The organism is Marinobacter xestospongiae (assembly GCF_023156385.1).
Taxonomy (GTDB): Bacteria; Pseudomonadota; Gammaproteobacteria; order Pseudomonadales; family Oleiphilaceae; genus Marinobacter; species Marinobacter xestospongiae.
In genome coordinates this window covers 1-21,870 of sequence record NZ_JAKZAK010000033.1, presented here as the reverse complement: position 1 = coordinate 21,870, position 21,870 = coordinate 1, and the positions used below count along the sequence as shown (strand labels likewise).

The window sequence follows — 21,870 nt, the reverse complement described above, 5'->3', positions numbered from 1 at the left end:
TAGTTCCGCGTCATTTATTTTGACGCGCTGTTGGTTTGGCGCGCACGCACTATTCACGATCGTTTTCAGCAACGAACAACCGATTTTCAGGAGTTTCACGGTGGCAAATACCCCACAAGCCAAGAAGCGCGCTCGTCAGAACGAGAAGAACCGCAAGCACAACGCCAGCCTGCGTTCCATGGCGCGCACCTACCTCAAGAAAGTAAACGCCCAGATCGAAGCTGGCAGCTACGAAGGCGCCCAGGCGGCCCTGAAGGAAGCCCAGCCGGTCATCGACAGCATGGTCAACAAGGGCATCTTCGCCAAGAACAAGGTAGCCCGCAGCAAGGCTCGACTGAACGCCAAGGTCAAGGCTCTGAAAGCCTGATTCGCGTTCAGCACCCACAAAAAAACCGGCATCTGCCGGTTTTTTTGTGGGCGCCAGACCGCTACGACGGGTCGACACCACACTCGCAACGGTCACCAGCGCTACACGATCACCATATTGTCCCGATGAATCATCTCCTCGTCAGAGATGTAGCCCAGCACATCAGCAATCCGGTCGCTGGAGCGACCAGCAATGGCCCGAGCCTCATCAGCATCGTAGTTGATCAGTCCGCGCGCCACTTCCTGCCCACTCTCACTGACGCAGGACACCATCTCACCACGACGAAAACGCCCTGACACGCCTCGCACACCAACCGGCAACAGACTGCGCCCGCCGCGGCACAAGACCTGCACCGCGCCATCATCCAGAATCAGCTGCCCGCGAGTCTTGAGATGGCTGGCCAACCACTGCTTTCTGGCCGCCAACCGCCCCTGCTCCGGCAACAACAACGTGCCCAGCGACTCGCCCGCCGCCAGTCGCGACACCACACCGTCAATGCGACCACCGACGATCACCGTAAACGCCCCGGAACGCGCCGCCAGCCGCGCCGCCCGCACCTTGGTCTGCATACCGCCCCGACCAAGCACGCCCGCGCCGCCAGCCGCCATCGCGTCCAGCTCCGGGTCATCCGCGCGTCGCTCGGACACCAGCCGGGCATCGGCATGCTTGCGGGGATCGCGATCAAACAGACCCTGCTGATCAGTGAGGATGATCAGCCCATCCGCCTCCACCAGGTTCGCCACCAACGCACCCAAGGTGTCGTTGTCGCCGAAACGGATCTCATCGGTCACCACGGTATCGTTCTCGTTGACGATTGGCACTACACCAAAATCCAGCAACGCCCGCAGCGTGCTGCGCGCGTTCAGGTACCGCTTGCGATCCGACAGGTCGTCATGGGTCAGCAGAACCTGGGCGGCGTGACGACCATGGCGACGGAACTGCGCCTCCCAGGTCTGCACCAGCCCCATCTGACCAACCGCCGCCGCGGCCTGCAACTCGTGCAGCTGCTGCGGACGGGCACTCCAACCCAGCCGGCTCATGCCCTCGGCTACCGAGCCGGAAGACACCACCACCACCTCCACGCCCGCAGCGATCAGCTCGGCCACCTGGTCCACCCAGCGCGCAAGGGCCTCAACATCCAGCCCTTTACCGTCGTTGGTCAGCAGGGCACTCCCAATCTTGATCACCAGGCGACGGGCCCGGGACATCTGTGAACGCTCAGTCATGGTGAAACGGTTTACTCCGGCGCATACACCACTTCAACGTCGTAATCGTCGTCGTCAAAGTCGTCGTCATCATCGTCATCGTTCTTTCTGGCCGCCCGGCGGGCTGCCCGCTCGGCTTCTATCCTGGCGCGAGCCTCTTCATCCATCTGCGCCCGGCGCTGACGCTCCTGCTCCGCAACCTCCGGATTCTGGGACTCCTCTTCCGCCCGTGCCTCGATCCAGCGCATCACCGCCTGAGTCAGCGGCTTGGTGCCCTCGCCGCTCAACGCCGAGATCCGGAACACCGGTCCCTGCCAGCCCAGCTCGTCAATGATTGCCTGACAGTGGGCCTCGCGATCCTCCTCAGCCACCATGTCGACCTTGTTGAGCACCAGCCAGCGCTCACGGTTCGACAGGGTTTCGCTGAATTTTTCCAGCTCTGCGGCAATCGCCTGAACACTCTCTGCCGGAGATGAGCCATCGTAAGGCGCCACATCCACCAGATGCAGCAGCAGTCTCGTCCGCACCAGATGCTTCAGGAAACGAATACCCAGACCCGCGCCCTCGGCCGCGCCCTCGATCAAACCGGGGATATCGGCAATCACAAAACTCTGATGCGCCTGAACGCTGACCACACCGAGATTCGGCACCAGGGTCGTGAATGGGTAGTTGGCCACTTTCGGACGCGCCGCAGACACCGAGCGGATGAACGTGGATTTGCCGGCATTGGGCATACCCAGCAACCCTACATCCGCCAGCACTTTCAACTCCAGGCGCAGGTTACGGGCCTCGCCCTCACTGCCCGGCGTGGTTTGCCGGGGCGCCCGGTTCACCGAGGACTTGAAGCGGGTGTTGCCCAATCCGTGAAAACCACCCTGAGCCACCTTCAGACGCTCACCGGCCCGGGTCAGATCACCCAGCACCTCATGGGTATCCATATCCACCACCGTGGTCCCCACCGGCACCGGCAACACCATGTCCTCGCCCTTGCTGCCGGAGCAGTTACGGCCAGCACCGGGCTCACCGTTCTGGGCCTTGTATTTACGCTGGAAACGGTAGTCGATCAGGGTATTGAGGGCGTCATCAGCCTCCAGATACACCGAACCACCATCGCCGCCGTCGCCACCATCGGGACCACCCTTGGGGACGTACTTTTCCCGCCGGAAACTGAGACAGCCGTGACCGCCCTTGCCAGCCTCCACGATGATGGTGGCTTCATCTACAAACTTCATGACCTAACCCTCGGCGCCAGTGGCGCACAAACTAAAAAGCCCCGCAGCCTCAAAGAAGCAATGCGGGGCTCCGAATCACTCTGATAGCCATGCTACCAAAGCGACTCACGGTTCGACAGAACCTGAGATCGCCGCTGCTTACGCAGCCGGAACGATGCTCACGAACTTGCGGTTCTGCGGACCCTTGGTTTCGAACTTGACCTGACCGTCCGCTTTCGCGAACAGGGTGTGGTCTTTGCCCAGGCCAACGTTGCTGCCGGCGTGGAAACGGGTGCCACGCTGACGAACGATGATGCTGCCTGCAGAAACAGCTTCACCACCAAAGCGCTTGACACCAAGTCGTTTCGACTCGGAATCGCGACCGTTACGGGTACTACCTGCTGCCTTCTTGTGAGCCATTGTAAGCCTCCTGTGTCCAGGTCAGTTAAGAGCCGTAGGCCTTAACGATTAACCTTTGATGCCTGTGATCTTGACTTCAGTAAACCACTGACGGTGGCCCTGACGCTTCATGTGGTGCTTACGACGACGGAACTTGATGATCTGAACCTTGTCGTGGCGACCGTGACTGACAACCTCGGCAGTCACCTTGGCGCCATCAACCACCGGCGCACCCACCTGAACATTGTCGCCGTCGGCAACCAGCAGAACACGATCAAACTCGACCGTACCGCCGGTTTCAACTTCCAGCTTTTCCAGCTTCAGGGTTTCGCCTTCTTTCACACGGTGCTGCTTGCCACCGCTAACAATTACTGCGTACATGGATGATCTCCGCTGTATACCCATCCCTGCTCTTATCCACCTGGTTCTAAGGGAAGCGCTTTGGCAACCCTATAGCAGGGAGCGCAGGTTGGGATGAGTTGGGGCGCGAGATTGTACGAAAAGCCACCGCACAATACAAGCATATTTGGCCGTTAAACGCCGTGACTGTCATCCCCCGGCCAGGGTCTCCAGCCGGCCGGGCCGAACCGCCGCCAGCGGCGCAATGGCCGGCCTCGGCCCAAGTTGACACCCACCCCGCCAATACCTAGCATTGCGGCGTCCTGCCCGCTTTCTTGCCAACCATGTTCACCGGGCATGTAGCTCACCAATCAGATGGAAACCAGTCCCATGACAGCCCAGAGAATTTACGACACCGTCGCCGACGACTTCAGTGACGTCAATGATCTCATTCTCCGCCGGCTGTCGTCGGACGTACCGCTGGTGGAGAAGATCGCCCAGTACATCATCGAGAGCGGCGGCAAACGGCTGCGGCCACTGCTGGTGCTGCTGTCGTCCCGGGCGCTGGGTTACGACCGGCAGGATCACCTCAAGCTGGCGGCGGTGATCGAGTTTCTCCACACCGCCACCCTGCTCCATGACGATGTGGTGGACACCTCCGACCTTCGTCGCGGCCGCTCCACCGCCAACGCCAAATGGGGTAACGCCCCCAGCGTCCTGGTAGGGGATTTCCTCTATGCCCGTGCCTTCGAGATGATGGTGGAACTCAAGAGCCTGCCGATCATGGACGTACTGTCCCACGCCACGGCCGTGATCGCCGAAGGCGAGGTTCTGCAGCTGATGAACGTCAAGAACCCGGATGTCAGTGAGGCGCAGTACATGGAGGTAATCCATAATAAGACCGCCATGCTGTTTGAAGCCGCCTCCCACAGCGGCGCTCTGCTGGCCGGAGCCGCCACCGAACAGGAGACTGCGCTGCGTGACTACGGCAAGCATCTGGGGCTGGCATTCCAGCTGGTGGATGATGTGCTGGACTACCGCGGTGACGCCGAAGCCATGGGCAAGAACGTCGGCGATGACCTGGCCGAGGGAAAACCAACGCTGCCACTGATTCACGCCATGGCCAATACCAGCGATGAGGGCCGGCAGTTGATTCGCCAGGCAATCCGCAAGGGCGGTCTCGACGATCTGCCCACGATCCTCGGTCTGGTGAACGACTCCGGAGCGCTGGAGTACACCATGGACAGGGCCCGCCAGGAGGCTGACAGCGCCCGTGCCTGCCTGGCCCAGCTGCCGGACACCCCCCATCGCGAAGCGCTGCTGCTGCTGACCGACATCGCCGTCGCCCGGGTCAGCTGATCGCGGGCACTTTTCTCGCCAGCACCATCCGCGGTCGGTCCGCTCAGCGTGCCGGGAAATCCGGGCCCAGGGCTCGCCGACCGTGCAGGGTGCGCAAGTCGACCGCCGGTCCAAGCGGCACCACCTGGGTCGGATTGATGGTGCGCTGACTGACATAGTAGTGTCGCTTGATCTGCGCCAGGTCCACCGTCTCCGCCACACCCGGCACTTGGTACAGGTCCCGCAGATAGCCTGACAACTGGGGATAGTCGGCAATTCGCTGACGGTTGCATTTGAAGTGGCCGACATATACCGGGTCAAACCGCACCAACGTAGTAAACAGTCGCCAGTCCGCCTCGGTGAGCCGGTTTCCCACCAGATAACGCTGGGCTGATAGCCTCCGGTCCAGCTTATCCAGGGTCTCGAACAGGGCACTGAACGCCTGTTCGTAGGCCGCCTGGGTGGTGGCAAAGCCAGCCCTGTATACGCCATTATTCACCGCGTGATAGACCTGCTCATTTACCGCATCGATTTCCGCCCGCAATGACTCTGGGTAGAAATCCAGGTCCTCACGCACACCCTCAAGACCATCGAAGGCGCTGTTCAGCATGCGGATAATCTCCGCCGATTCATTGCTGACGATGGTCTCTTGCTGACGATCCCAAAGCACCGGCACCGTCACTCTGCCGGTGTAGTCCGAGGCGGCCCGGGTGTAGATCTGGTGCATGTAGCGGGCACCATAGAGATGATCCTGATGAGACGGGTCACGCGGCTGGAACTGCCAGCCGTTTTCCAGCATGTCCGGGTGCACCACCGATACCGAGATGTGGGGCGCCAGTCCCTTGAGCTGGCGGAAGATCAGGGTACGATGGGCCCACGGACACGCCATCGACACATAGAGATGGTAACGCCCGGACTCAGCCTTGAAGCCGGCGTCCCCCGCCGGCCCGGCGTGACCGTCCGCGGTTACCCAATGACGGAAACGGGCCTGCTCACGCTCGAAGCGGCCGCCGGTTTTTTCGGTGTCGTACCAGCGATCCTGCCATTGTCCATCGACCAGCAGCCCCATAACATTTCCTCCTGTTCCGAGCACGGTGTGCAGTTATTCTGAATTCGTGAAGTATGATGAAGACAGCATAACGAGGGAGCTGCTAGGCTCTCAAACAAGCAGTTCTGGCCAACTTCATCAGAAAAACTGAACATGCATACCAACATCACCATCGACGCCCTCAAGGTGCTTGACGCCATCGACCGCAAGGGCAGCTTCGCCGGCGCCGCCAATGAGCTCTATCGGGTCCCCTCTGCCATCAGCTATACCGTGCAGAAGCTGGAGGAGGATCTGGGGGTAGCGATCTTCGACCGCAGCGGTCACCGTGCAGCCTTAACATCCGCGGGCCGTTACCTGCTGGAGGAAGGCCGAAGCCTGCTGGAAGCCGCTGAGGCGCTGGCGCACACCACCCGCCAGGTGGCTCAGGGCTGGGAAACCCGACTCAAGATTGCATTCAACTGTCTGCTTCCACTGGAAGCCCTGTTTGGCGCCATTCGCGAATTCCATGCCCTGGGCGTTCCAGTGGAGATCCAGGTTCTGGAAGAGGTGTTTGCGGGTACCTGGGATGCCCTGCAAAGCCGGCGCGCGGATCTGGTGGTTGGCGCCGACAACTTCAGCAAACCGGCCGGGCAGTTCACAACCCACCGGCTGGGGCGAATGCCCTTCGTCTACGCAGTGGCGCCCAACCACCCGCTGATTCAAGCCAGGCAACCATTGCGGGAAGCCGATATCGAACAGTTCCACGCCGCCGTGGCCGCCGATTCCACCCGGCAATTGCCCGCTGGCAGCGCCGGCATTTTCCGCCGTCAGCGCTCACTGACGGTGTCCAATCTGGATCAGAAAATCGCTATCCAGGAGGCTGGACTGGCGGTTGGCTGGCTGCCACTGCCACGGATACAGTCACAGCTCCAGGAAGGCCGCCTGGTGGCACTGGAGGTTGAAGACACCCGCCAGGATGTCGAACTTTTCCTGGCCCGCCACAGCGACGACAAAGGTAAGGCCCTGACCTGGTTCTGGGAGCGCCTGGCCAACGACGAAACCCTCTTAGCCTGGGTTACGGGTTAGCTATTAAGATGTCTGCACCAACGGAGGGAGCACGGCACTGAAGCCAAGCTCCCCGGACTGTGCGCGGTTTATAATGCCGCCGAATCAATCAAGGGAGCCAACCATGAGGCAGCTTTCCGAACTGGATGCATCCTTCCTCTATCTGGAATCGGACACCGCCCCCATGCACATCGGCGGTATTTACCTGTTCGATGCCCGGGAGCGGGAAGAGCCGCTGGCCTTCAGTACGTTTGTGGCCTATCTGCGCAGCCGCCTGCATGTCGTGCCGGTGTTTCGCCAGAAGCTTCGGGAAATTCCCCTGCGCCTCGGCCTGCCCTATTGGGTCGACGATCCAGACTTCAGCATTGAGCGCCACCTGGCCTATGTGAACCTGGGTGAGCATGGCCAACTGGCCAACCTCAAGGGCCTGGCCGCCCGAATCCTGGAAGAACCGCTGAAGCGCGATCGCCCACTGTGGCACATCACCTTCGTCGATGGCTTCCGCTACGACAACAGCGACCCGGACAGCGAGGGGTTCGCGCTGATCGTCAAACTGCACCATGCCGCCATTGATGCCTTCAGCGGCGAAGAAATTCTGGGCAAACTGCTGGAGTACAGCCCGACGCCCAGTCCGATCCACCCGCCCCAACCCTGGGAGCCCCGGCCGGAACCCTCGGAAGAGCGGGTCTACCTGCAGGCGGGGATGAACCTGGTGCGCAAACCGTTCCAGTTCGCCAGCCTCGCCGCCACTGCCGCCGAAGCGACCGCCCGCGGCCTGGTGCAGAAGCAGCTGCACAAGCTGCCACTGCCCTTCCCGCTGTTCACCGCGCCGCACAGCCCGTTCAATCGGCAGATCACCGCCAACCGCAAGATCGTCTCCACCTCGCTGTCACTGGCACGTTTAAAAGCGCTGAAGGCCAACCTTGGGGACGTCACCCTGAACGACGTGGTGCTGGGACTTTGTGCCGAGGCACTGCGGCGCTACATGGAAAACTGCAAAGCGGATGGCAGTCGTTCCCTGGTGGCAATGACCCCAATCTCGGTTCGCTCCAAGAGCCTGCGGCGGGCAACCGGCAACCAGATGTCGGCGATGCTGCTGGACCTGGCCACCAACGAGCCCGACCCGGCCCGGCGCATCCAGCGCATTCATTGGAACGCCGTGGCCTCAGAACCCTACCAGGAAGCCATCGCGGCAGATCGGCTGACGGAGCTGGTACCCTCCACCATGTTGGCGCTGTCAGCTCGGCTGTACTCGGAACTGCAGATCGCCCAGCGTTATCAGCCGGTATTCAACGTGCCCATCACCAACGTCCCTGGCCCCCAGGTGCCGTTGTACCTTCAGGGCGCCCAACTGATGTCGCAATACAACACCGCACCGCTGTTCGACAGCATGGGCCTGGTGATTGTTGCTGTCAGCTATCAGGGCCTGCTCACGGTGAACTTCACCCTGTGTCCAGACGTCGTGCCCGAAGGGGACTCCCTGGCCGAACTGATGCATGAAAGCCTGAGCAGTATTGAAAAAGCCGCCAGCGAGCTGCCGCCGGAGCGGAACGAGCCGGACTTGCAGCAGGCGCCGCAGGGCTCTCTGGTGGAGGGTGCATTAACGGTGATGGAAGGGGTACTAAAGAAAACGGTACGCCGGTTCAGGACCGACTGACGCCGGAGAGACCGATCGGCCTCCCCGGCTGCCAGGCTGACATACTGCCGAAGGGAAGCAGGTTTTGGCTAGTCAAATGCCCAGCGCAGGAACTCGCGCTTGTCTTCGGCGCTGGCGCGCTCCCACAGCACCTTCATCGCTTCCAGTGCCGGCAGGTCACCACCTGGCATTGACTGAGGCGCTGTGCTGACCGGCGCACCCGCAACAGGGGCTCCCGCAGGAGTGGTCGCGGAAGGCGCGCCTGCTACCGGCATCGCGGGCTCATAGCGGCCACTGGTAGCAACGATGGCACCACCGGTGTTGCTGATCTGAGCACGAAAGTTCCGGCTCAGGGCCTCCGCCTGACGGCGTGACCCCGGCTCCGGCAACACAAACTCGTACTGCTCGCCAGCACGGGCGTTGATGATCACCTGCTGGGGCTGGGTTTCAATCACCGCCACTTTCGACTCGCCGTTCTCAACCCCAGCGCCTTTGGCCCAGATCGTCTTGTATTTGAATACCACGACATTGCGCCCTGGCAGGAGCTCGTAATCCAGTGCCAGGTCGTCCATCAGGAAGTTGCCGACATCACGACCATTGACCTGGCTTACCTGGATCTCACCAGGCGTCCGCAGGACCGCCACCGCCTCTGCGTCCGCGGCAGCGCCTTCCCAGGTCTGGATCCTGGTCAGCGTCGAGCTACAGCCTGCCACCACCAGTGCCAGCAGGCCGGCCATCAGGAATCGCAAGGATCGAAGGGCTCCGGAAACGGGGCGAAAACTGCTCAACTGGATCATGAAATGCCTCTGTCTGGTATGGACAGCCCATGGCGGAACGTCGGCTGCCTAACGTTTGGCCGGACTCTGTACCGGCCGATGAGAAAGGCATTCTGACGACAGCCCCCGCAGAGTTCAAGAGAGTCCAGGGCGGAGCCCGGACAACGGTCACTGCCAACGCCTTCACAGTTCTGGGTAATTAAGGGGTGGCAGCCATTCAGCAGCCGGGAGAATTGTAAAAAAGTGTTGAATTTGGCCCGAATTGTTTTAATTTTATACAGACCGTTCATGTAAAACTGACGCAGCTCCAGAACGTCGTCACCGCAGTAGGCACAGGAGGCCTTATGGACATTCAGCACCGGACGGGCGAGGAAGGCCCGGTCCCATTTCGCAGCAGCCGGTTTTTCTGCGTCGGTAGTCGCTGGTACTTTACCACTCGTGAAGGTTTCGACAGCGGACCCTTTGCTTCCCGCCAGCGGGCCGAACAGGGCCTGGAACGCTTTCTCAACGTGGTTCGCTTGTTACCGGAAGAGCCCTCGCTACACTGAGCATCGAGGTCAGGACCACAACGGCAACAGCCAGCCATCCACCAGGGCCAGCACGCCCAGGGCCATCGCCCCTGCGATCACGTCATCGAACATGATGCCCAGGCCACCAGGCATGCGCCGGTCGAACCAGTTGATCGGCCAGGGCTTGAGCACGTCAAAGAAGCGGAACAGCAGGAACCCAAGCAGCACCCCGGTCAGGCTTTGTGGAATCAGCCCCAAGGCAATCCACATTCCGACAAACTCATCCCACACGATACCACCATGGTCATGGACCTTGAGATCGTCGGCGGTGCGACCGCACAACCAGATTCCCACCACGAACGCCAATGCCACGACGGCCCAGTAGCCCCAGGCCGGCAGCCAGCAGATCAACAACCAGAATGGGATAGCCGCTACGCTGCCCCAGGTTCCCGGAGCGCGTGACGCGGCACCGCTGCCGAACCCGAAGGCCAGCAGGTGCACCGGGTCCCGCAGGAACCCCGGGGGCAACAGCAGCGGAGGCTCATCGATGGAGTCCGGCCCCGACTGTGGGTTGTGGGGATCGCTCATGGTTGCGCTCCAAAATGGTCGTAGCCAGTGGCCGGCAGGGTGATACCTGGCGGCAGGCCGTTCAGGTCAATCCCGGTCTTGTCACGGGTGCGACCGATCACAGTAAGTTCCGCCCTCACCGCATCGGGCAAATGATGCCAGTCGTCCCGAGCCATGGTCAGGCACAGCTCGTAGTCATCACCGGCAGTCAGTGCCAGTGCGACGGCCTTCTCACCCACCACCTCCCGTAACGCCGGAGATACTGGCAAAGAGCTCGCATCCAGGTCTGCACCGATGCCGGAGGCCGCCAGAATGTGCCCCAGATCCGCCATCAGACCGTCGGACACATCAATCGCCGCCGTGGCCCAGGGACGCAACGCCTGCCCTAGAGCCAGCCGCGGCTGAGGCCGGTGGTACCGCGTCAACAGCTGGCGAACCGGCTCGGAGGGCTGGAGGACATCCAGATAGTCGAGGGCAGCACCGGCCTCTCCCAGGGTGCCGGAGACACAGATCAGTTGATCCACACCCGCACCGCTGCGACGCAGCGCCTGGCCCGCAGGTACGGTGCCATGCACTTGCAGGGACAGCGTCAGGGGACCACGGGTGGTGTCGCCTCCGGCCAGGCTCAGCCCGAACGCCCGAGCCGCTTCCCCCAGCCCCTGGCAAAACTCGCCCAGCCAGTCCTGATCGGATTCCGGCAGGGTCAGGGCCAATGAAAAACACGCCGGTTCTGCGCCCATCGCCGCCAGATCACTGGCCGCTACAGCCAGACTGCGCCATCCCAGGTGGCGGGGGTGATAACCCACGGGAAAGTGACGACCTTCCACCAGGGTATCCACCGAAAACACCAGATCGTGCCCCGCTGGCAGTCGCTGGATGGCACAGTCATCCCCGGGCCCAAGCAAAACTGCCGCTGACCGGGTTCCCCCCGCCAGCGGCAGTATCAGCTTTCGAATCAGCTCAAACTCGCCCATGACTTAGCGCGAGCGGGTTTCCGCCAGCCGCAGCCGTCCGCTCAATTTGTCGAGGATGCTGTTGACGAACTTGTGGCCCTCGGTGCCACCGAAGCGCTTTGCCATCTCAATGCCCTCATTGATCACCACCCGGTAGGGGACATCAATACGGTGCTTGAGCTCATAGGCGCCAAGGCGGACGATCGCCAGCTCAATCGCATCCACTTCCGCCAGGGGGCGGTCCAGCAGGGGCTCCAGCAGCCGATCGAGCTCGTCCTGTTCGCGGTGAACCCCACGCAGCAGGTCCCGAAAATAGGCGGTATCGACCTTGCTCATGTCGTTGTCCACCATGAATTCGGCTTCGATGTCCGACACCGGGGTCTTGCTGAAATGCCGCTGATACAGGGCCTGCATCGCCAGCGCTCTGGCACGGCGACGATCACCGGCCTTGGGTTGCCCGGCCGGTTTGGGGGATGTCTGGTCGCTGTCGCTCATCACTCACCCAGCTTCTTGAACAGGCTCACCATCTCCAGAGCGGTGATGGCAGCCTCGGCACCTTTGTTTCCGGCTTTGGTGCCGGAGCGCTCAATGGCCTGTTCGATGGAATCCACCGTCAGCACCCCGAAGGTCACCGGCACGTCGGTTTCCAGACTGACCGCGCCCAGACCACTGGAGGCTTCACCGGCCACGAAGTCAAAATGCGGCGTACCGCCGCGGATGACCGCACCCAGAGCGATGATGGCGTCATGACGACCGGTCTCCGCCACCCGCTTGACGGCCAGCGGCATTTCATAGGCGCCCGGTACGCGGACCAGGGTAATGTCTTCATCGGCAATACCGTGGCGGCGCAGGGTATCGATCGCCCCTTCCACCAGACTCTCGACCACAAAGCCATTGAACCGGCCAACCACCAGGGCGTAACGGCCCGAACACTCGGTGAAATCACCTTCCACTGTTTTAATCTCTGCCATGATCGGCTCCTTGCTGGCCCGCCCATCGGCGCAGCCTGTACTATCGGTTTAAGCGAGTGCGAGAACGCCCGGAGGCATCCTCAGCTCGCGGTGTAAGGTACGTATTCCACCACTTCCAGGTCGAAACCGGAGATGGCGGAGAACTTGATGGGGGCGCTCAGCAAACGCATCTTGCCGACACCGACATCCCGCAGGATCTGCGAGCCGGTACCGACCGTGAAATAGACGCCGGACTGTCCCTTGCTGGACGGTGAGGCACCCTGGCCGAAGAACTCGTGGATACGATCTTCCAGGTCGTGACTGTCGGCGGCGCTGTTCAGCAGCACAACCACACCATTGCCGGATTCCGCCACCGCTTTCATGGCGTGGTGCAGCGGCCAGCTACGCGAGCCCTCGCGATGGGCTCCCAACAGATCCCGCAGGGTGTCAGTGATGTGTACCCGCACCAGCGCCGGCGTCTCCGCCTCAATGTTGCCTTTCACCAACGCCAGGTGCGTGCCGCCCTGAATGCTATCGCGGTAGGTCCGCAGGCTGAATACGCCAAACTCCGTATCCAGGTCGTATTCCTCCACGCATTCGATGGTGCGCTCGTTCATGGTGCGGTAATGGATCAGGTCGGCGATCGTACCAATCTTCAGGTCATGAGCCTCGGCAAAGGCCTCCAGGTCCTCACGGCGAGCCATGGAGCCATCGTCGTTCATGATTTCACAGATCACCCCGGCCGGCTCGGCGCCAGCCAGCGACGCCAGGTCGCAGGATGCCTCGGTATGGCCTGCACGACTGAGCACACCACCGGGGTCGGACATCAGCGGAAAGATATGCCCCGGCTGAACCAGGTCCGCCGGTTTGGCGTCCTTCGCCACCGCCGCCTGAACGGTGCGCGCCCGGTCAGCGGCGGAGATACCCGTGGTCACCCCTTCGGCGGCTTCGATGGAGAGGGTGAACTTGGTGCCGAATCCGGAGGCGTTCTTTTCCACCATCAGTGGCAGCCCCAGCTGCTGGCAGCGCTCCCGGGTCATGGGCATGCAGATCAGGCCGCGACCATAGCGGGCCATGAAGTTGATGGCCTCGGCGTCGCAGAACTCGGCAGCCATCACCAGGTCACCTTCGTTCTCACGGTCCTCATCGTCCATCAGGATCACCATTTTGCCCTGACGAATATCCTCGATGATGTCTTCAATCGTGTTCAGTGCCATACCGTTTTTGCACCCTCGTTGACCCTTCGGGCATGCGGCCCACCGGGTCCTGAAATTGGAAAGGAATTTACCGGGGAATCAGGATCAGCCGCTGGTCGTCACCGACCTGGCGTTGGTCCTTGACTGTCCACTGGATCTTGTCCGCCATCCGCTCTAGGGGAAGATTGGCGGTGGGTCGGCCGGTGCTGCCCAGGAAGACCGGCGCCTGGTACAGCCAGAGCTCATCCAGCAGCCGCTCATGGACAAAGGTTCCCGCCAGGGTGGGCCCGGCCTCCACCAGCAGGTCATTGATGCCCAGCTCGCCCAGGGCGTCCAGGGCTTCCCCCAGGTCAATACCGTTGTCCTTCCAGCGTACCCCCGCCACACTGACGCCCAGTGCGGAGAGATCCTGCGCCGGCGCAGTCACCAGCGCTTCCGACGAACAGAACAGCCGCACATTGCCACCGTGCAGGATCTTGGCATCACAGGGCGTACGGGCATCCCGGTCGGCGATGACCCGCAGCGGCTGCCGGGACGGCTCGGTGGCATCACCGATGTCACCGAGCTCACTGCGACGCACGGTCAGAGACGGATCGTCGGCAAGCACCGTCCCGACACCGGTCAGGATGGCGTCACTGATCGCCCGCAGACGCTGGACGTCCTGGCGCGCCGCCGCGCCGGTGATCCACTGGCTTTCGCCCGAGGCCATAGCGGTCCGACCGTCCAGGCTGGCCGCCATCTTGACCCGCACATAGGGCCGGCCACAGTGCATCCGTTTCATGAACCCGGGATTGAGCTGCCGGGCCTGCTCTGCCAACACCCCTTCCGTCACCCGGATACCGGCGTCCCGCAGCATTGCCAGGCCACGCCCCGACACCGCGGGGTTGGGGTCCATAGTGGCAACCACCACTTTAGCAACGCCGGCGTCAATCAGCGCCCGCGCGCACGGCGGAGTACGCCCGAAATGACTGCAGGGTTCCAGCGTGACATAGGCGGTTGCCCCCCTGGCCGCCGGCCCTGCCTTGCTGAGCGCATGCACTTCGGCGTGAGCCTCACCGGCTCGCTCGTGCCAGCCTTCTCCCAGGATGTCATCACCTCGGGCAATGACACAGCCAACACGGGGATTGGGATGAGTAGAATAACGCCCGCGCCAGGCCAACTGAATCGCCCGGGCCATGAGCCGCACCTGTCGGGTGTCCGTCATGACTGTCCCTTGTCGGTATCCGCCAGCGCCTTGGCGACATCCACCGGGTCGGGACCGTCACCGCCGTTCACCGACAGCCGCTCGATCTCTTCCTTGAATTCATTGATATCCTGGAAACTTCGATACACCGATGCGAACCGGACGTAGGCGACCTTGTCGAGCTGTCTCAGCTCCGTCATCACCTCTTCGCCCAACTGCATCGACTTGATTTCCCGCTCACCGGTGGCCCGCAGCCGGAACCTGATCCGGTTGAGCGCCGCCTCGATTTCCTCGATGCTCACCGGCCGCTTTTCCAGCGCCTTCATAATGCCGGAGCGAAGCTTGTCTTCATCGAAAGGTTGGCGGGTGCCGTCCTGCTTCACCACACGAGGCATCACCAGTTCGGCTGACTCAAAGGTGGTAAAGCGTTCACGGCAGGACAGGCACTCCCGTCTACGGCGCACCTGGTCACCCTCGGCGACCAGCCGCGAGTCGATCACCTTGGTGTCGGCTTCACCACAGAACGGACAATGCATGATTGACGAGTCTCCAGAAGGTCCGGGGCAGGCATCAGGCCTGCCACCGGATTATGGACTTAACCGGCGTAAACCGGGAAACGGGCGCACACAGCTTCCACCTGGCCGCGAACCCGGTCGATGACGGCCTCATCGTCCAGATTATCAAGAATATCGCACATCCAACCGGCCAGTTCACGGCACTCGGACTCACCGAAACCACGGGTAGTCACGGCAGGAGTACCAATCCGCAGACCCGAGGTGACAAACGGCGAACGCGGGTCGTTGGGGACGGCGTTTTTGTTCACGGTGATGTGGGCGCGGCCCAGGGCGGCGTCGGCATCTTTACCGGTGATGTCCTGTTTGATCAGGCTGACCAGGAACAGATGGTTGGTGGTGCCACCGGAGACCACGTCAAAACCGCGCTCAACGAACACTTCCGCCATGGCCGCCGCGTTCTTGACCACCTGCTGCTGATAGGCTTTGAAGTCATCGCTCATGGCTTCCTTGAAGCACACCGCCTTGGCGGCGATCACGTGCATCAGCGGGCCACCCTGGCCGCCGGGGAATACCGCGGAATTCAGCTTCTTCTGGATGTCCTCGTCGTCGCACGCCAGGATCAGGCCGCCACGGGGACCACGCAGGGTCTTGTGGGTGGTGGTGGTCACAACGTGGGCGTGAGGCATCGGGTCCGGATACACACCGGCAGCCACCAGACCAGCAACGTGGGCCATGTCGACAAACAGGTAAGCGCCCACTTTGTCGGCAATCTCGCGGAAGCGGGCAAAGTCCAGCGGCTGGGAGTAGGCGGAGAAACCGGCGATGATCATCTTCGGTTTGTGCTCAACCGCCAGCGCTTCGACTTCGTCGTAATCGATCAGACCGGTTTCCGGGTTCAGGCCGTACTGAACGGCGTTGTAGATCTTGCCCGAGAAGTTGACGCTGGCGCCGTGGGTCAGGTGACCGCCGTGTGCCAGGCTCATGCCCAGCACGGTATCACCCGGCTTGACCAGGGCCATGAAGACCGCGGAATTGGCCTGGGACCCGGAGTGAGGCTGCACGTTGGCGTAAGCGGCCCCGAACAGCGCCTTGGCACGGTCAATCGCCAGCTGCTCGACCACGTCAACGTGCTCACAGCCGCCATAGTAACGCTTGCCCGGATAACCTTCGGCGTACTTGTTGGTCAGGTCGCTGCCCTGGGCTTCCATCACCCGCGGGCTGGTGTAGTTCTCGGATGCGATCAGCTCGATGTGAGCTTCCTGACGCTTGCTCTCCGCCTGCATGGCGTTCCAGATTTCGTCGTCAAAACCGGCGATCTTCATTTCACGATTAAACATGGATGCGCTGCCTCTGTGTGCTGCGTCTGCCCTGCAGACAAATGAACGTAAAGCGGGCCGGGAACCGACAATGGCCTCACGGCGCCGGCTCCCCCGGGGAAAAAGGTCGGACATTCTACCGCATCAACGCCCAAAAAATCACCTTTTCAGGCCGTGGGACACAGCCCGGGCGCGCAAGTTTCCACAATTGCCTTCGCGGAACCGTTTCGCTACCTTACAAGCCTGATCACAGCCACGCCTCGGCCCCGCATCTGTCTGCCTGGGGCCATCCGTATCGAGGCTTTCAACCAGAGGACACCGCCAGTTATGGCACAGTACGTATACTCCATGAATCGCGTGGGCAAGGTGGTTCCACCCAAGCGCGAAATCCTCAAGGACATCTCCCTGAGTTTTTTCCCGGGCGCCAAGATCGGCGTTCTTGGCCTCAACGGCGCGGGTAAGTCCACCCTGCTGAGGATCATGGCCGGCGTCGACCAGGATTATATCGGCGAAGCCCGCCCCCAGCCGGGCATCAATGTCGGCTACCTGCCCCAGGAGCCGCAGCTGGACGACAGCAAGACCGTCAAGGAAGTGGTTGATGAGGCGGTCTCCGGCATCCACGATGCCCTCGCCGAGCTGGACCAGGTGTACGCCGCCTATGCCGAGCCCGATGCCGACTTCGACGCCCTGGCCAAACGTCAGGGTGAGCTTGAGGCCTATATCCAGGCCAGCGAAGGGCATGACATTGAGCGCAAACTGGAGGTTGCCGCCGACGCCCTCCGTCTGCCCGCCTGGGACGCCAATGTCGGCAACCTGTCCGGTGGTGAGCGACGCCGGGTCGCGCTCTGCCGCCTGCTGCTCTCCAGCCCCGACATGCTGCTGCTGGACGAGCCCACCAACCACCTGGACGCCGAGTCCGTAGCCTGGCTGGAGCGCTTCCTGCACGATTACACCGGCACTGTAGTGGCGATTACCCACGACCGCTATTTCCTCGACAACGTCGCCGGCTGGATTCTCGAGCTGGACCGCGGCCAGGGCATTCCCTTCGAAGGCAACTACAGTCAGTGGCTGGAGAACAAAGAGAAGCGTCTGGAGATGGAGTCCAAGCAGGAAGCCGCCCACCAGAAAGCCGTCAAGCATGAGCTGGAGTGGGTACGCAGCAATGCCAAGGGCCGTCAGTCCAAGAGCAAGGCCCGTCTGGCCCGCTTCGAGGAGATGAGTTCCCAGGAGTTCCAGAAACGCAACGAAACCAACGAGCTGTACATCCCGCCCGGACCGCGTCTGGGTGACAAGGTGATCGAGGTGGAAGGCATCAGCAAGTCCTTCGATGGCCGCCTGCTCTACGAGGACGTGTCGTTCCGGGTACCGCCCGGGGCCATTGTCGGCATCATTGGTGGCAACGGTGCCGGTAAGTCCACACTGTTCCGGATGATTGCCGGCAAGGATCAGCCCGACCGCGGCAGCATCACCGTGGGCGAGACCGTTGAACTGTCTTACGTTGACCAGATGCGTGATCTGGACGGCGACAAGACAGTCTGGGAAGAGCTGAGCGACGGCCAGGACATCATCAAGGTCGGCAACTATGAAACGCCGTCCCGTGCCTACGTCGGCCGCTTCAACTTCAAGGGTACGGACCAGCAGAAGCGGGTCGGCGATCTCTCCGGTGGTGAGCGCAACCGCCTGCACCTGGCCAAACTGCTCAAGGAGGGTGGCAACGTCCTGCTGCTGGACGAACCAACCAACGATCTGGATGTAGAAACCCTTCGGGCACTGGAAGAGGCGCTGCTGAACTTCCCGGGCGCCGCTCTGGTGATCTCGCACGACCGCTGGTTCCTGGACCGGGTCGCCACCCATATCCTGGCGTTTGAGGACGACGGCGAGGTGGTCTATTTCGAGGGCAACTTCAGCGAGTACGATGAAGACCACAAGAAGCGCAAAGGCGACTCTGCCATGGTCCCCACCCGCATGAAGTACAAGAAGCTGGCCTAACGGTCGCTCAACCAATCCGGGGCCACTCAGGCCCCGGAGTCATTGCCAACCCCCTTCCCTTCTTCCGCAAACAACAGGGCCCGCTATGGCCAAGACCAAGACCGCCTATGTCTGTACCGAATGCGGTGCCGACTATTCCAAATGGATGGGCCAGTGCACGGCCTGCCAAGCCTGGAACACCATCAGCGAAGTGCGTGGTGTTGGCAACACCGGCAAAGCCAACCGGGGCGCCCGTTTTGACGGTTTCGCCGGCAGCCTGAGTGAGGTCCAGACCCTGGATGCCGTCAGTCTCACCGAGCAAAGCCGCATCAGCTCTGGCATGCAGGAGCTGGACCGGGTTCTCGGCGGCGGCCTGGTGGAAGGCTCCGCCATCCTGATGGGGGGACACCCTGGCGCCGGCAAGAGCACGCTGCTGCTGCAGACTGTCTGCCACCTGGCATCCCAGGTACCGGCGTTGTACGTCACCGGTGAGGAATCGCTGCAGCAGGTTGCGATGCGCGCCAAGCGTCTTGGCCTGGCAACGCAAGACCTGAAAATCCTGTCGGAGACCAGTGTCGAGCGCATCGTTCAGATCGTCGAAACCGAACGTCCCCGCATTCTGGTGGTGGACAGTATTCAGGTGATGCATGTCAGCGAGACCGAGTCAGCACCCGGCAGCGTCTCTCAGGTGCGGGAGAGTGCGGCCTTCCTGACCAGGATGGCCAAACAGACCGGTACCATCCTGTTTCTGGTTGGTCACGTCACCAAGGACGGCAGCCTGGCCGGCCCCAAGGTGCTGGAACACATGATCGACTGTTCGATTCTGCTGGAAGGTTCCAGTGACAGCCGGTATCGCACCCTGAGGGGAATCAAGAACCGGTTTGGCGCGGTTAATGAGTTGGGCGTGTTCGCCATGCTTGAGCAGGGCCTGAAGGAAGTTAAGAACCCCAGTGCCATCTTCCTGAACCGGGGCGAGGAGGCCGCTCCCGGCAGCGTGGTGATGGTGGTCTGGGAAGGTACCCGGCCCATGCTGGTGGAAATACAGGCATTGGTGGATCTGGCCCAGGGCGGTTATCCACGGCGGGTCGCGGTTGGGCTCGACCAGAACCGGCTGGCCATGCTGCTGGCGGTGCTGCATCGCCATGGCGGCCTGCATGTGGCGGATCAGGACGTGTTTGTCAACGTGGTCGGCGGTGTAAAGGTCAACGAGACCAGTGCGGACCTGGCGCTGCTGGCTGCCATAGTGTCGTCATTCCGCGATCGTGCGCTGCCCCAGGATCTGGTGATTTTTGGCGAGGTTGGGCTGTCCGGCGAGATCCGGCCCGTGCCCAGTGGCCAGGAACGGGTCTACGAGGCTTCAAAGCACGGCTTCACCCGGGCACTGGTGCCCAAAGCCAACATGCCCCGCAAGCCCATCGAAGGCATGAAAGTGATACCGGTCACCAAGCTCAGCGACGCCCTGACGGCCCTGGAGGAGCTTTAGAGCGCCTTAGCCAAGGCTCTGAAGCTCACTCAATCAGGTGGGCAAACTCCCGTTCCAGCAGCTCGGGATCTCCCAGGTTAAGCTCGACCAGACGTTTAAGGTGGCTGGCGCTCTCCAGATCGATGTACTGGCACTGGAACCCCAGCCGCTCGGGTTCGATGTGGCGGAGCTCGACCGCCATCACAATAGCGGTATTCTCGCCGTTCAGCTGGACGACCAGTTCACTGGGCTGGTTGAGGGGCACATCCCAGTCATCCGGGCGTGCAACAAGCACCCCTTTCAGCGAAATATCCAGCACCTTGGTTGCCCAGACCCTGTCCTGACAGAACAGCTCGCAAGGCGCGTCAAATTCGATTCGGTGGAATCGACGCTTTTCAGTGGTTTGGTCGGTCAAGCAGGCACCTCATTGTTCAGCGATAGGGACGTGGCCGGACGCCCCGGAAAACACCCGGGGCCTCCCTAAATATAGTCCGCTACCGCTGAACAACAAGCGGTCAGCCCTGGTGATACTGCCCGCTGAGTTCCACGACCGCTTCAATGAACGCGCCGGCGTGCGTAGGGTCGACATCTGGTGTGATGCCGTGACCAAGGTTGAAGATATGGCCACTGCCCTGACCAAATCGGGAGAGGATGTCCGCTACTTCCGCCCGGATACGGGCCGGCGGCGCGTACAGCATCGCCGGGTCCATGTTGCCCTGCAAGGCCACGCGATCTCCGACCCGGGCACGGGCCTGGGCAATGTCGGTTGTCCAGTCCAGCCCCAGCGCATCAGCTCCGGTGTCAGCCATACTCTCCAGCCACTGCCCGCCATTCTTGGTAAACAGAATCACCGGGATGCGACGACCGTCCTGCTCACGAATCAGACCATCAATGATCTGTTTCATGTAGGCCAGTGACAACTCCTGGTAGGCCCAGCTGCTCAATGCACCGCCCCAGGTATCGAAGATCTGCACCGCCTGAGCGCCGGCCCGAATCTGTTGGTTGAGGTAGTCGGTGACGGCGCTGGCCAGCTTGGCCAACAACGCGTGCATCACCTCCGGTTCGGAGTACATCAGCTTCTTCGCTTCCCGGAAGTCCTTGGAAGAGCCACCCTCTACCATGTAGGTGGCCAGCGTCCAGGGGCTGCCGGAGAAGCCGATCAGAGGCACGCGACCGTTCAGGGCCCCGCGGATGGTGGACACAGCATTCATCACGTAGTCCAAGTCAACGGCGGAATTCAATTCCGGCAAGGCGGCGACGTCGTCGGCACTGCGAACGGTATGGCGGAACTTGGGGCCTTCACCAGTCTCAAAATACAGCCCCAGCCCCATGGCGTCGGGAATGGTGAGAATGTCGGAGAACAGAATCGCAGCATCCAGTGGAAAGCGCTCCAATGGCTGCAGGGTAACCTCACAGGCCAGCTCCGTGTTCTTGCACAGGCTCAGGAAATCACCGGCCTGGGCTCGCGTCGCCCGATACTCCGGCAGGTAACGCCCGGCCTGCCGCATCATCCACACCGGGGTTCGATCCACTGGCTGCCGCATCAGCGCACGTAGGAAACGGTCATTCTTTAACTCTGTCATAGTTTCATCCCGGTGGTTGGTCCCATGGTCAATGGCCTGCAATGATAGCGTTTCTGGCCCGCAAGTAGGAGGGGGCCATGCACCTGTGCTTTACGGTAAAGGCCGGCTATTTGATTCAAAGCGTTGATGCTCTACCCGGCGCCGACTCGACAATACTGGCCAGTCTTCGGTCGCCCGCTTTTCTGCAGGCAATAAAAAACCCCAACATCGAAGATGCTGGGGTTTTCAGTATTAAGAGCCTGACGATGACCTACTCTCGCATGGGCAAGTGCCACACTACCATCGGCGCAGGTCTGTTTCACTTC

The 21,870-nt window shown here is 61.7% G+C and carries 24 protein-coding genes; 8 read left to right on the top strand and 16 right to left on the bottom strand.

Annotated features, from left to right (window positions below; genetic code table 11):
- The first annotated feature begins 100 nt into the window (after positions 1-100).
- Positions 101-367 (top strand): 30S ribosomal protein S20, encoded by a 267-nt coding sequence (gene rpsT / locus MLD24_RS19595; RefSeq protein ID WP_248168743.1) that lies wholly within the window; start codon positions 101-103, stop codon positions 365-367.
- A 101-nt stretch (positions 368-468) separates the two neighbouring features.
- Here the strand turns inward: rpsT and proB are convergent, their stop codons facing one another.
- The 4 genes from proB to rplU all read right to left on the bottom strand — a co-directional run bounded on the left by proB (position 469) and on the right by rplU (position 3,563).
- Entirely contained in the window at positions 469-1,593 is a 1,125-nt protein-coding gene (gene proB / locus MLD24_RS19590) for a glutamate 5-kinase (protein WP_248168742.1), read from the bottom strand.
- A gap of 11 nt (positions 1,594-1,604) precedes the next feature.
- Complete coding sequence (gene cgtA / locus MLD24_RS19585; RefSeq protein WP_248168741.1) at positions 1,605-2,804, bottom strand: Obg family GTPase CgtA; 1,200 nt, start codon at positions 2,802-2,804, stop codon at positions 1,605-1,607.
- A 138-nt stretch (positions 2,805-2,942) separates the two neighbouring features.
- Positions 2,943-3,203, bottom strand: a complete 261-nt coding sequence (rpmA, locus tag MLD24_RS19580) for a 50S ribosomal protein L27 (RefSeq protein ID WP_227172295.1) — start codon at positions 3,201-3,203, stop codon at positions 2,943-2,945.
- Between the two features lie 48 nt (positions 3,204-3,251).
- A complete protein-coding gene (gene rplU / locus MLD24_RS19575; protein WP_227172296.1) occupies positions 3,252-3,563 on the bottom strand; it encodes a 50S ribosomal protein L21 in 312 nt (103 codons plus the stop codon).
- A gap of 348 nt (positions 3,564-3,911) precedes the next feature.
- On the opposite strand from rplU, the gene ispB reads away from it, so the two are divergent.
- Entirely contained in the window at positions 3,912-4,880 is a 969-nt protein-coding gene (ispB, locus tag MLD24_RS19570; RefSeq protein WP_248168740.1) for an octaprenyl diphosphate synthase, read from the top strand.
- A 43-nt stretch (positions 4,881-4,923) separates the two neighbouring features.
- On the opposite strand, the gene MLD24_RS19565 is transcribed toward ispB, so the two are convergent.
- Positions 4,924-5,928, bottom strand: a complete 1,005-nt coding sequence (locus tag MLD24_RS19565) for a glutathione S-transferase family protein (protein WP_248168739.1) — start codon at positions 5,926-5,928, stop codon at positions 4,924-4,926.
- Between the two features lie 132 nt (positions 5,929-6,060).
- Here MLD24_RS19565 and MLD24_RS19560 point away from each other — a divergent pair, with 132 nt between their 5' ends.
- Together MLD24_RS19560 and MLD24_RS19555 are read left to right on the top strand one after the other, a co-directional pair.
- A complete protein-coding gene (locus MLD24_RS19560; RefSeq protein ID WP_248168738.1) occupies positions 6,061-6,972 on the top strand; it encodes a LysR family transcriptional regulator in 912 nt (303 codons plus the stop codon).
- Positions 6,973-7,075: 103 nt separating this feature from the next.
- Positions 7,076-8,608 (top strand): WS/DGAT/MGAT family O-acyltransferase, encoded by a 1,533-nt coding sequence (locus MLD24_RS19555; RefSeq protein ID WP_227172302.1) that lies wholly within the window; start codon positions 7,076-7,078, stop codon positions 8,606-8,608.
- A gap of 68 nt (positions 8,609-8,676) precedes the next feature.
- On the opposite strand, the gene MLD24_RS19550 is transcribed toward MLD24_RS19555, so the two are convergent.
- Entirely contained in the window at positions 8,677-9,384 is a 708-nt protein-coding gene (locus MLD24_RS19550) for a DUF2057 family protein (protein WP_227172306.1), read from the bottom strand.
- Positions 9,385-9,707: 323 nt separating this feature from the next.
- Between MLD24_RS19550 and MLD24_RS19545 the strand changes: the two genes are divergently transcribed.
- A complete protein-coding gene (locus MLD24_RS19545) occupies positions 9,708-9,911 on the top strand; it encodes a DUF6316 family protein (protein WP_227172309.1) in 204 nt (67 codons plus the stop codon).
- Positions 9,912-9,920: 9 nt separating this feature from the next.
- Here MLD24_RS19545 and MLD24_RS19540 read toward each other — a convergent pair whose 3' ends face one another.
- The 8 genes from MLD24_RS19540 to glyA form a co-directional block, all read right to left on the bottom strand.
- Positions 9,921-10,460: a phosphatidylglycerophosphatase A family protein gene (locus MLD24_RS19540; RefSeq protein ID WP_227172310.1), complete on the bottom strand. Its 540-nt coding sequence runs from the start codon at positions 10,458-10,460 to the stop codon at positions 9,921-9,923.
- On the bottom strand, positions 10,457-11,413 hold the full coding sequence (thiL, locus tag MLD24_RS19535; protein ID WP_248168737.1) for a thiamine-phosphate kinase: 957 nt from the start codon (positions 11,411-11,413) through the stop codon (positions 10,457-10,459). Before thiL ends, MLD24_RS19540 begins: the two co-directional genes overlap by 4 nt.
- A gap of 3 nt (positions 11,414-11,416) precedes the next feature.
- Complete coding sequence (nusB, locus tag MLD24_RS19530) at positions 11,417-11,887, bottom strand: transcription antitermination factor NusB (protein WP_227172313.1); 471 nt, start codon at positions 11,885-11,887, stop codon at positions 11,417-11,419.
- Complete coding sequence (ribH, locus tag MLD24_RS19525) at positions 11,887-12,363, bottom strand: 6,7-dimethyl-8-ribityllumazine synthase (protein ID WP_227172314.1); 477 nt, start codon at positions 12,361-12,363, stop codon at positions 11,887-11,889. Before ribH ends, nusB begins: the two co-directional genes overlap by 1 nt.
- An 80-nt stretch (positions 12,364-12,443) precedes the next feature.
- A complete protein-coding gene (gene ribBA, locus MLD24_RS19520; RefSeq protein ID WP_248168736.1) occupies positions 12,444-13,559 on the bottom strand; it encodes a bifunctional 3,4-dihydroxy-2-butanone-4-phosphate synthase/GTP cyclohydrolase II in 1,116 nt (371 codons plus the stop codon).
- A 67-nt stretch (positions 13,560-13,626) separates the two neighbouring features.
- Positions 13,627-14,742 carry a bifunctional diaminohydroxyphosphoribosylaminopyrimidine deaminase/5-amino-6-(5-phosphoribosylamino)uracil reductase RibD gene (ribD, locus tag MLD24_RS19515; protein ID WP_248168735.1) on the bottom strand — a complete coding sequence of 372 codons (1,116 nt, stop codon included), beginning with the start codon at positions 14,740-14,742 and terminating at the stop codon, positions 13,627-13,629.
- Complete coding sequence (nrdR, locus tag MLD24_RS19510; RefSeq protein WP_227172320.1) at positions 14,739-15,257, bottom strand: transcriptional regulator NrdR; 519 nt, start codon at positions 15,255-15,257, stop codon at positions 14,739-14,741. Before nrdR ends, ribD begins: the two co-directional genes overlap by 4 nt.
- A gap of 59 nt (positions 15,258-15,316) precedes the next feature.
- Complete coding sequence (gene glyA, locus MLD24_RS19505; protein ID WP_248168734.1) at positions 15,317-16,573, bottom strand: serine hydroxymethyltransferase; 1,257 nt, start codon at positions 16,571-16,573, stop codon at positions 15,317-15,319.
- 306 nt (positions 16,574-16,879) lie between these two features.
- Between glyA and ettA the strand changes: the two genes are divergently transcribed.
- Both ettA and radA read left to right on the top strand, forming a co-directional pair.
- Complete coding sequence (ettA, locus tag MLD24_RS19500) at positions 16,880-18,541, top strand: energy-dependent translational throttle protein EttA (RefSeq protein ID WP_248168733.1); 1,662 nt, start codon at positions 16,880-16,882, stop codon at positions 18,539-18,541.
- Between the two features lie 85 nt (positions 18,542-18,626).
- Positions 18,627-20,003 (top strand): DNA repair protein RadA, encoded by a 1,377-nt coding sequence (radA, locus tag MLD24_RS19495; protein WP_248168732.1) that lies wholly within the window; start codon positions 18,627-18,629, stop codon positions 20,001-20,003.
- A 25-nt stretch (positions 20,004-20,028) separates the two neighbouring features.
- On the opposite strand, the gene MLD24_RS19490 is transcribed toward radA, so the two are convergent.
- Both MLD24_RS19490 and hemE read right to left on the bottom strand, forming a co-directional pair.
- A complete protein-coding gene (locus MLD24_RS19490; protein WP_227172331.1) occupies positions 20,029-20,397 on the bottom strand; it encodes a PilZ domain-containing protein in 369 nt (122 codons plus the stop codon).
- A 100-nt stretch (positions 20,398-20,497) separates the two neighbouring features.
- A complete protein-coding gene (hemE, locus tag MLD24_RS19485; RefSeq protein ID WP_248168731.1) occupies positions 20,498-21,565 on the bottom strand; it encodes a uroporphyrinogen decarboxylase in 1,068 nt (355 codons plus the stop codon).
- Between the two features lie 77 nt (positions 21,566-21,642).
- Between hemE and MLD24_RS19480 the strand changes: the two genes are divergently transcribed.
- Positions 21,643-21,870, top strand: a 228-nt coding sequence (locus MLD24_RS19480; protein ID WP_248168730.1) for a hypothetical protein, incomplete at its 3' end; no start/stop codon positions are given.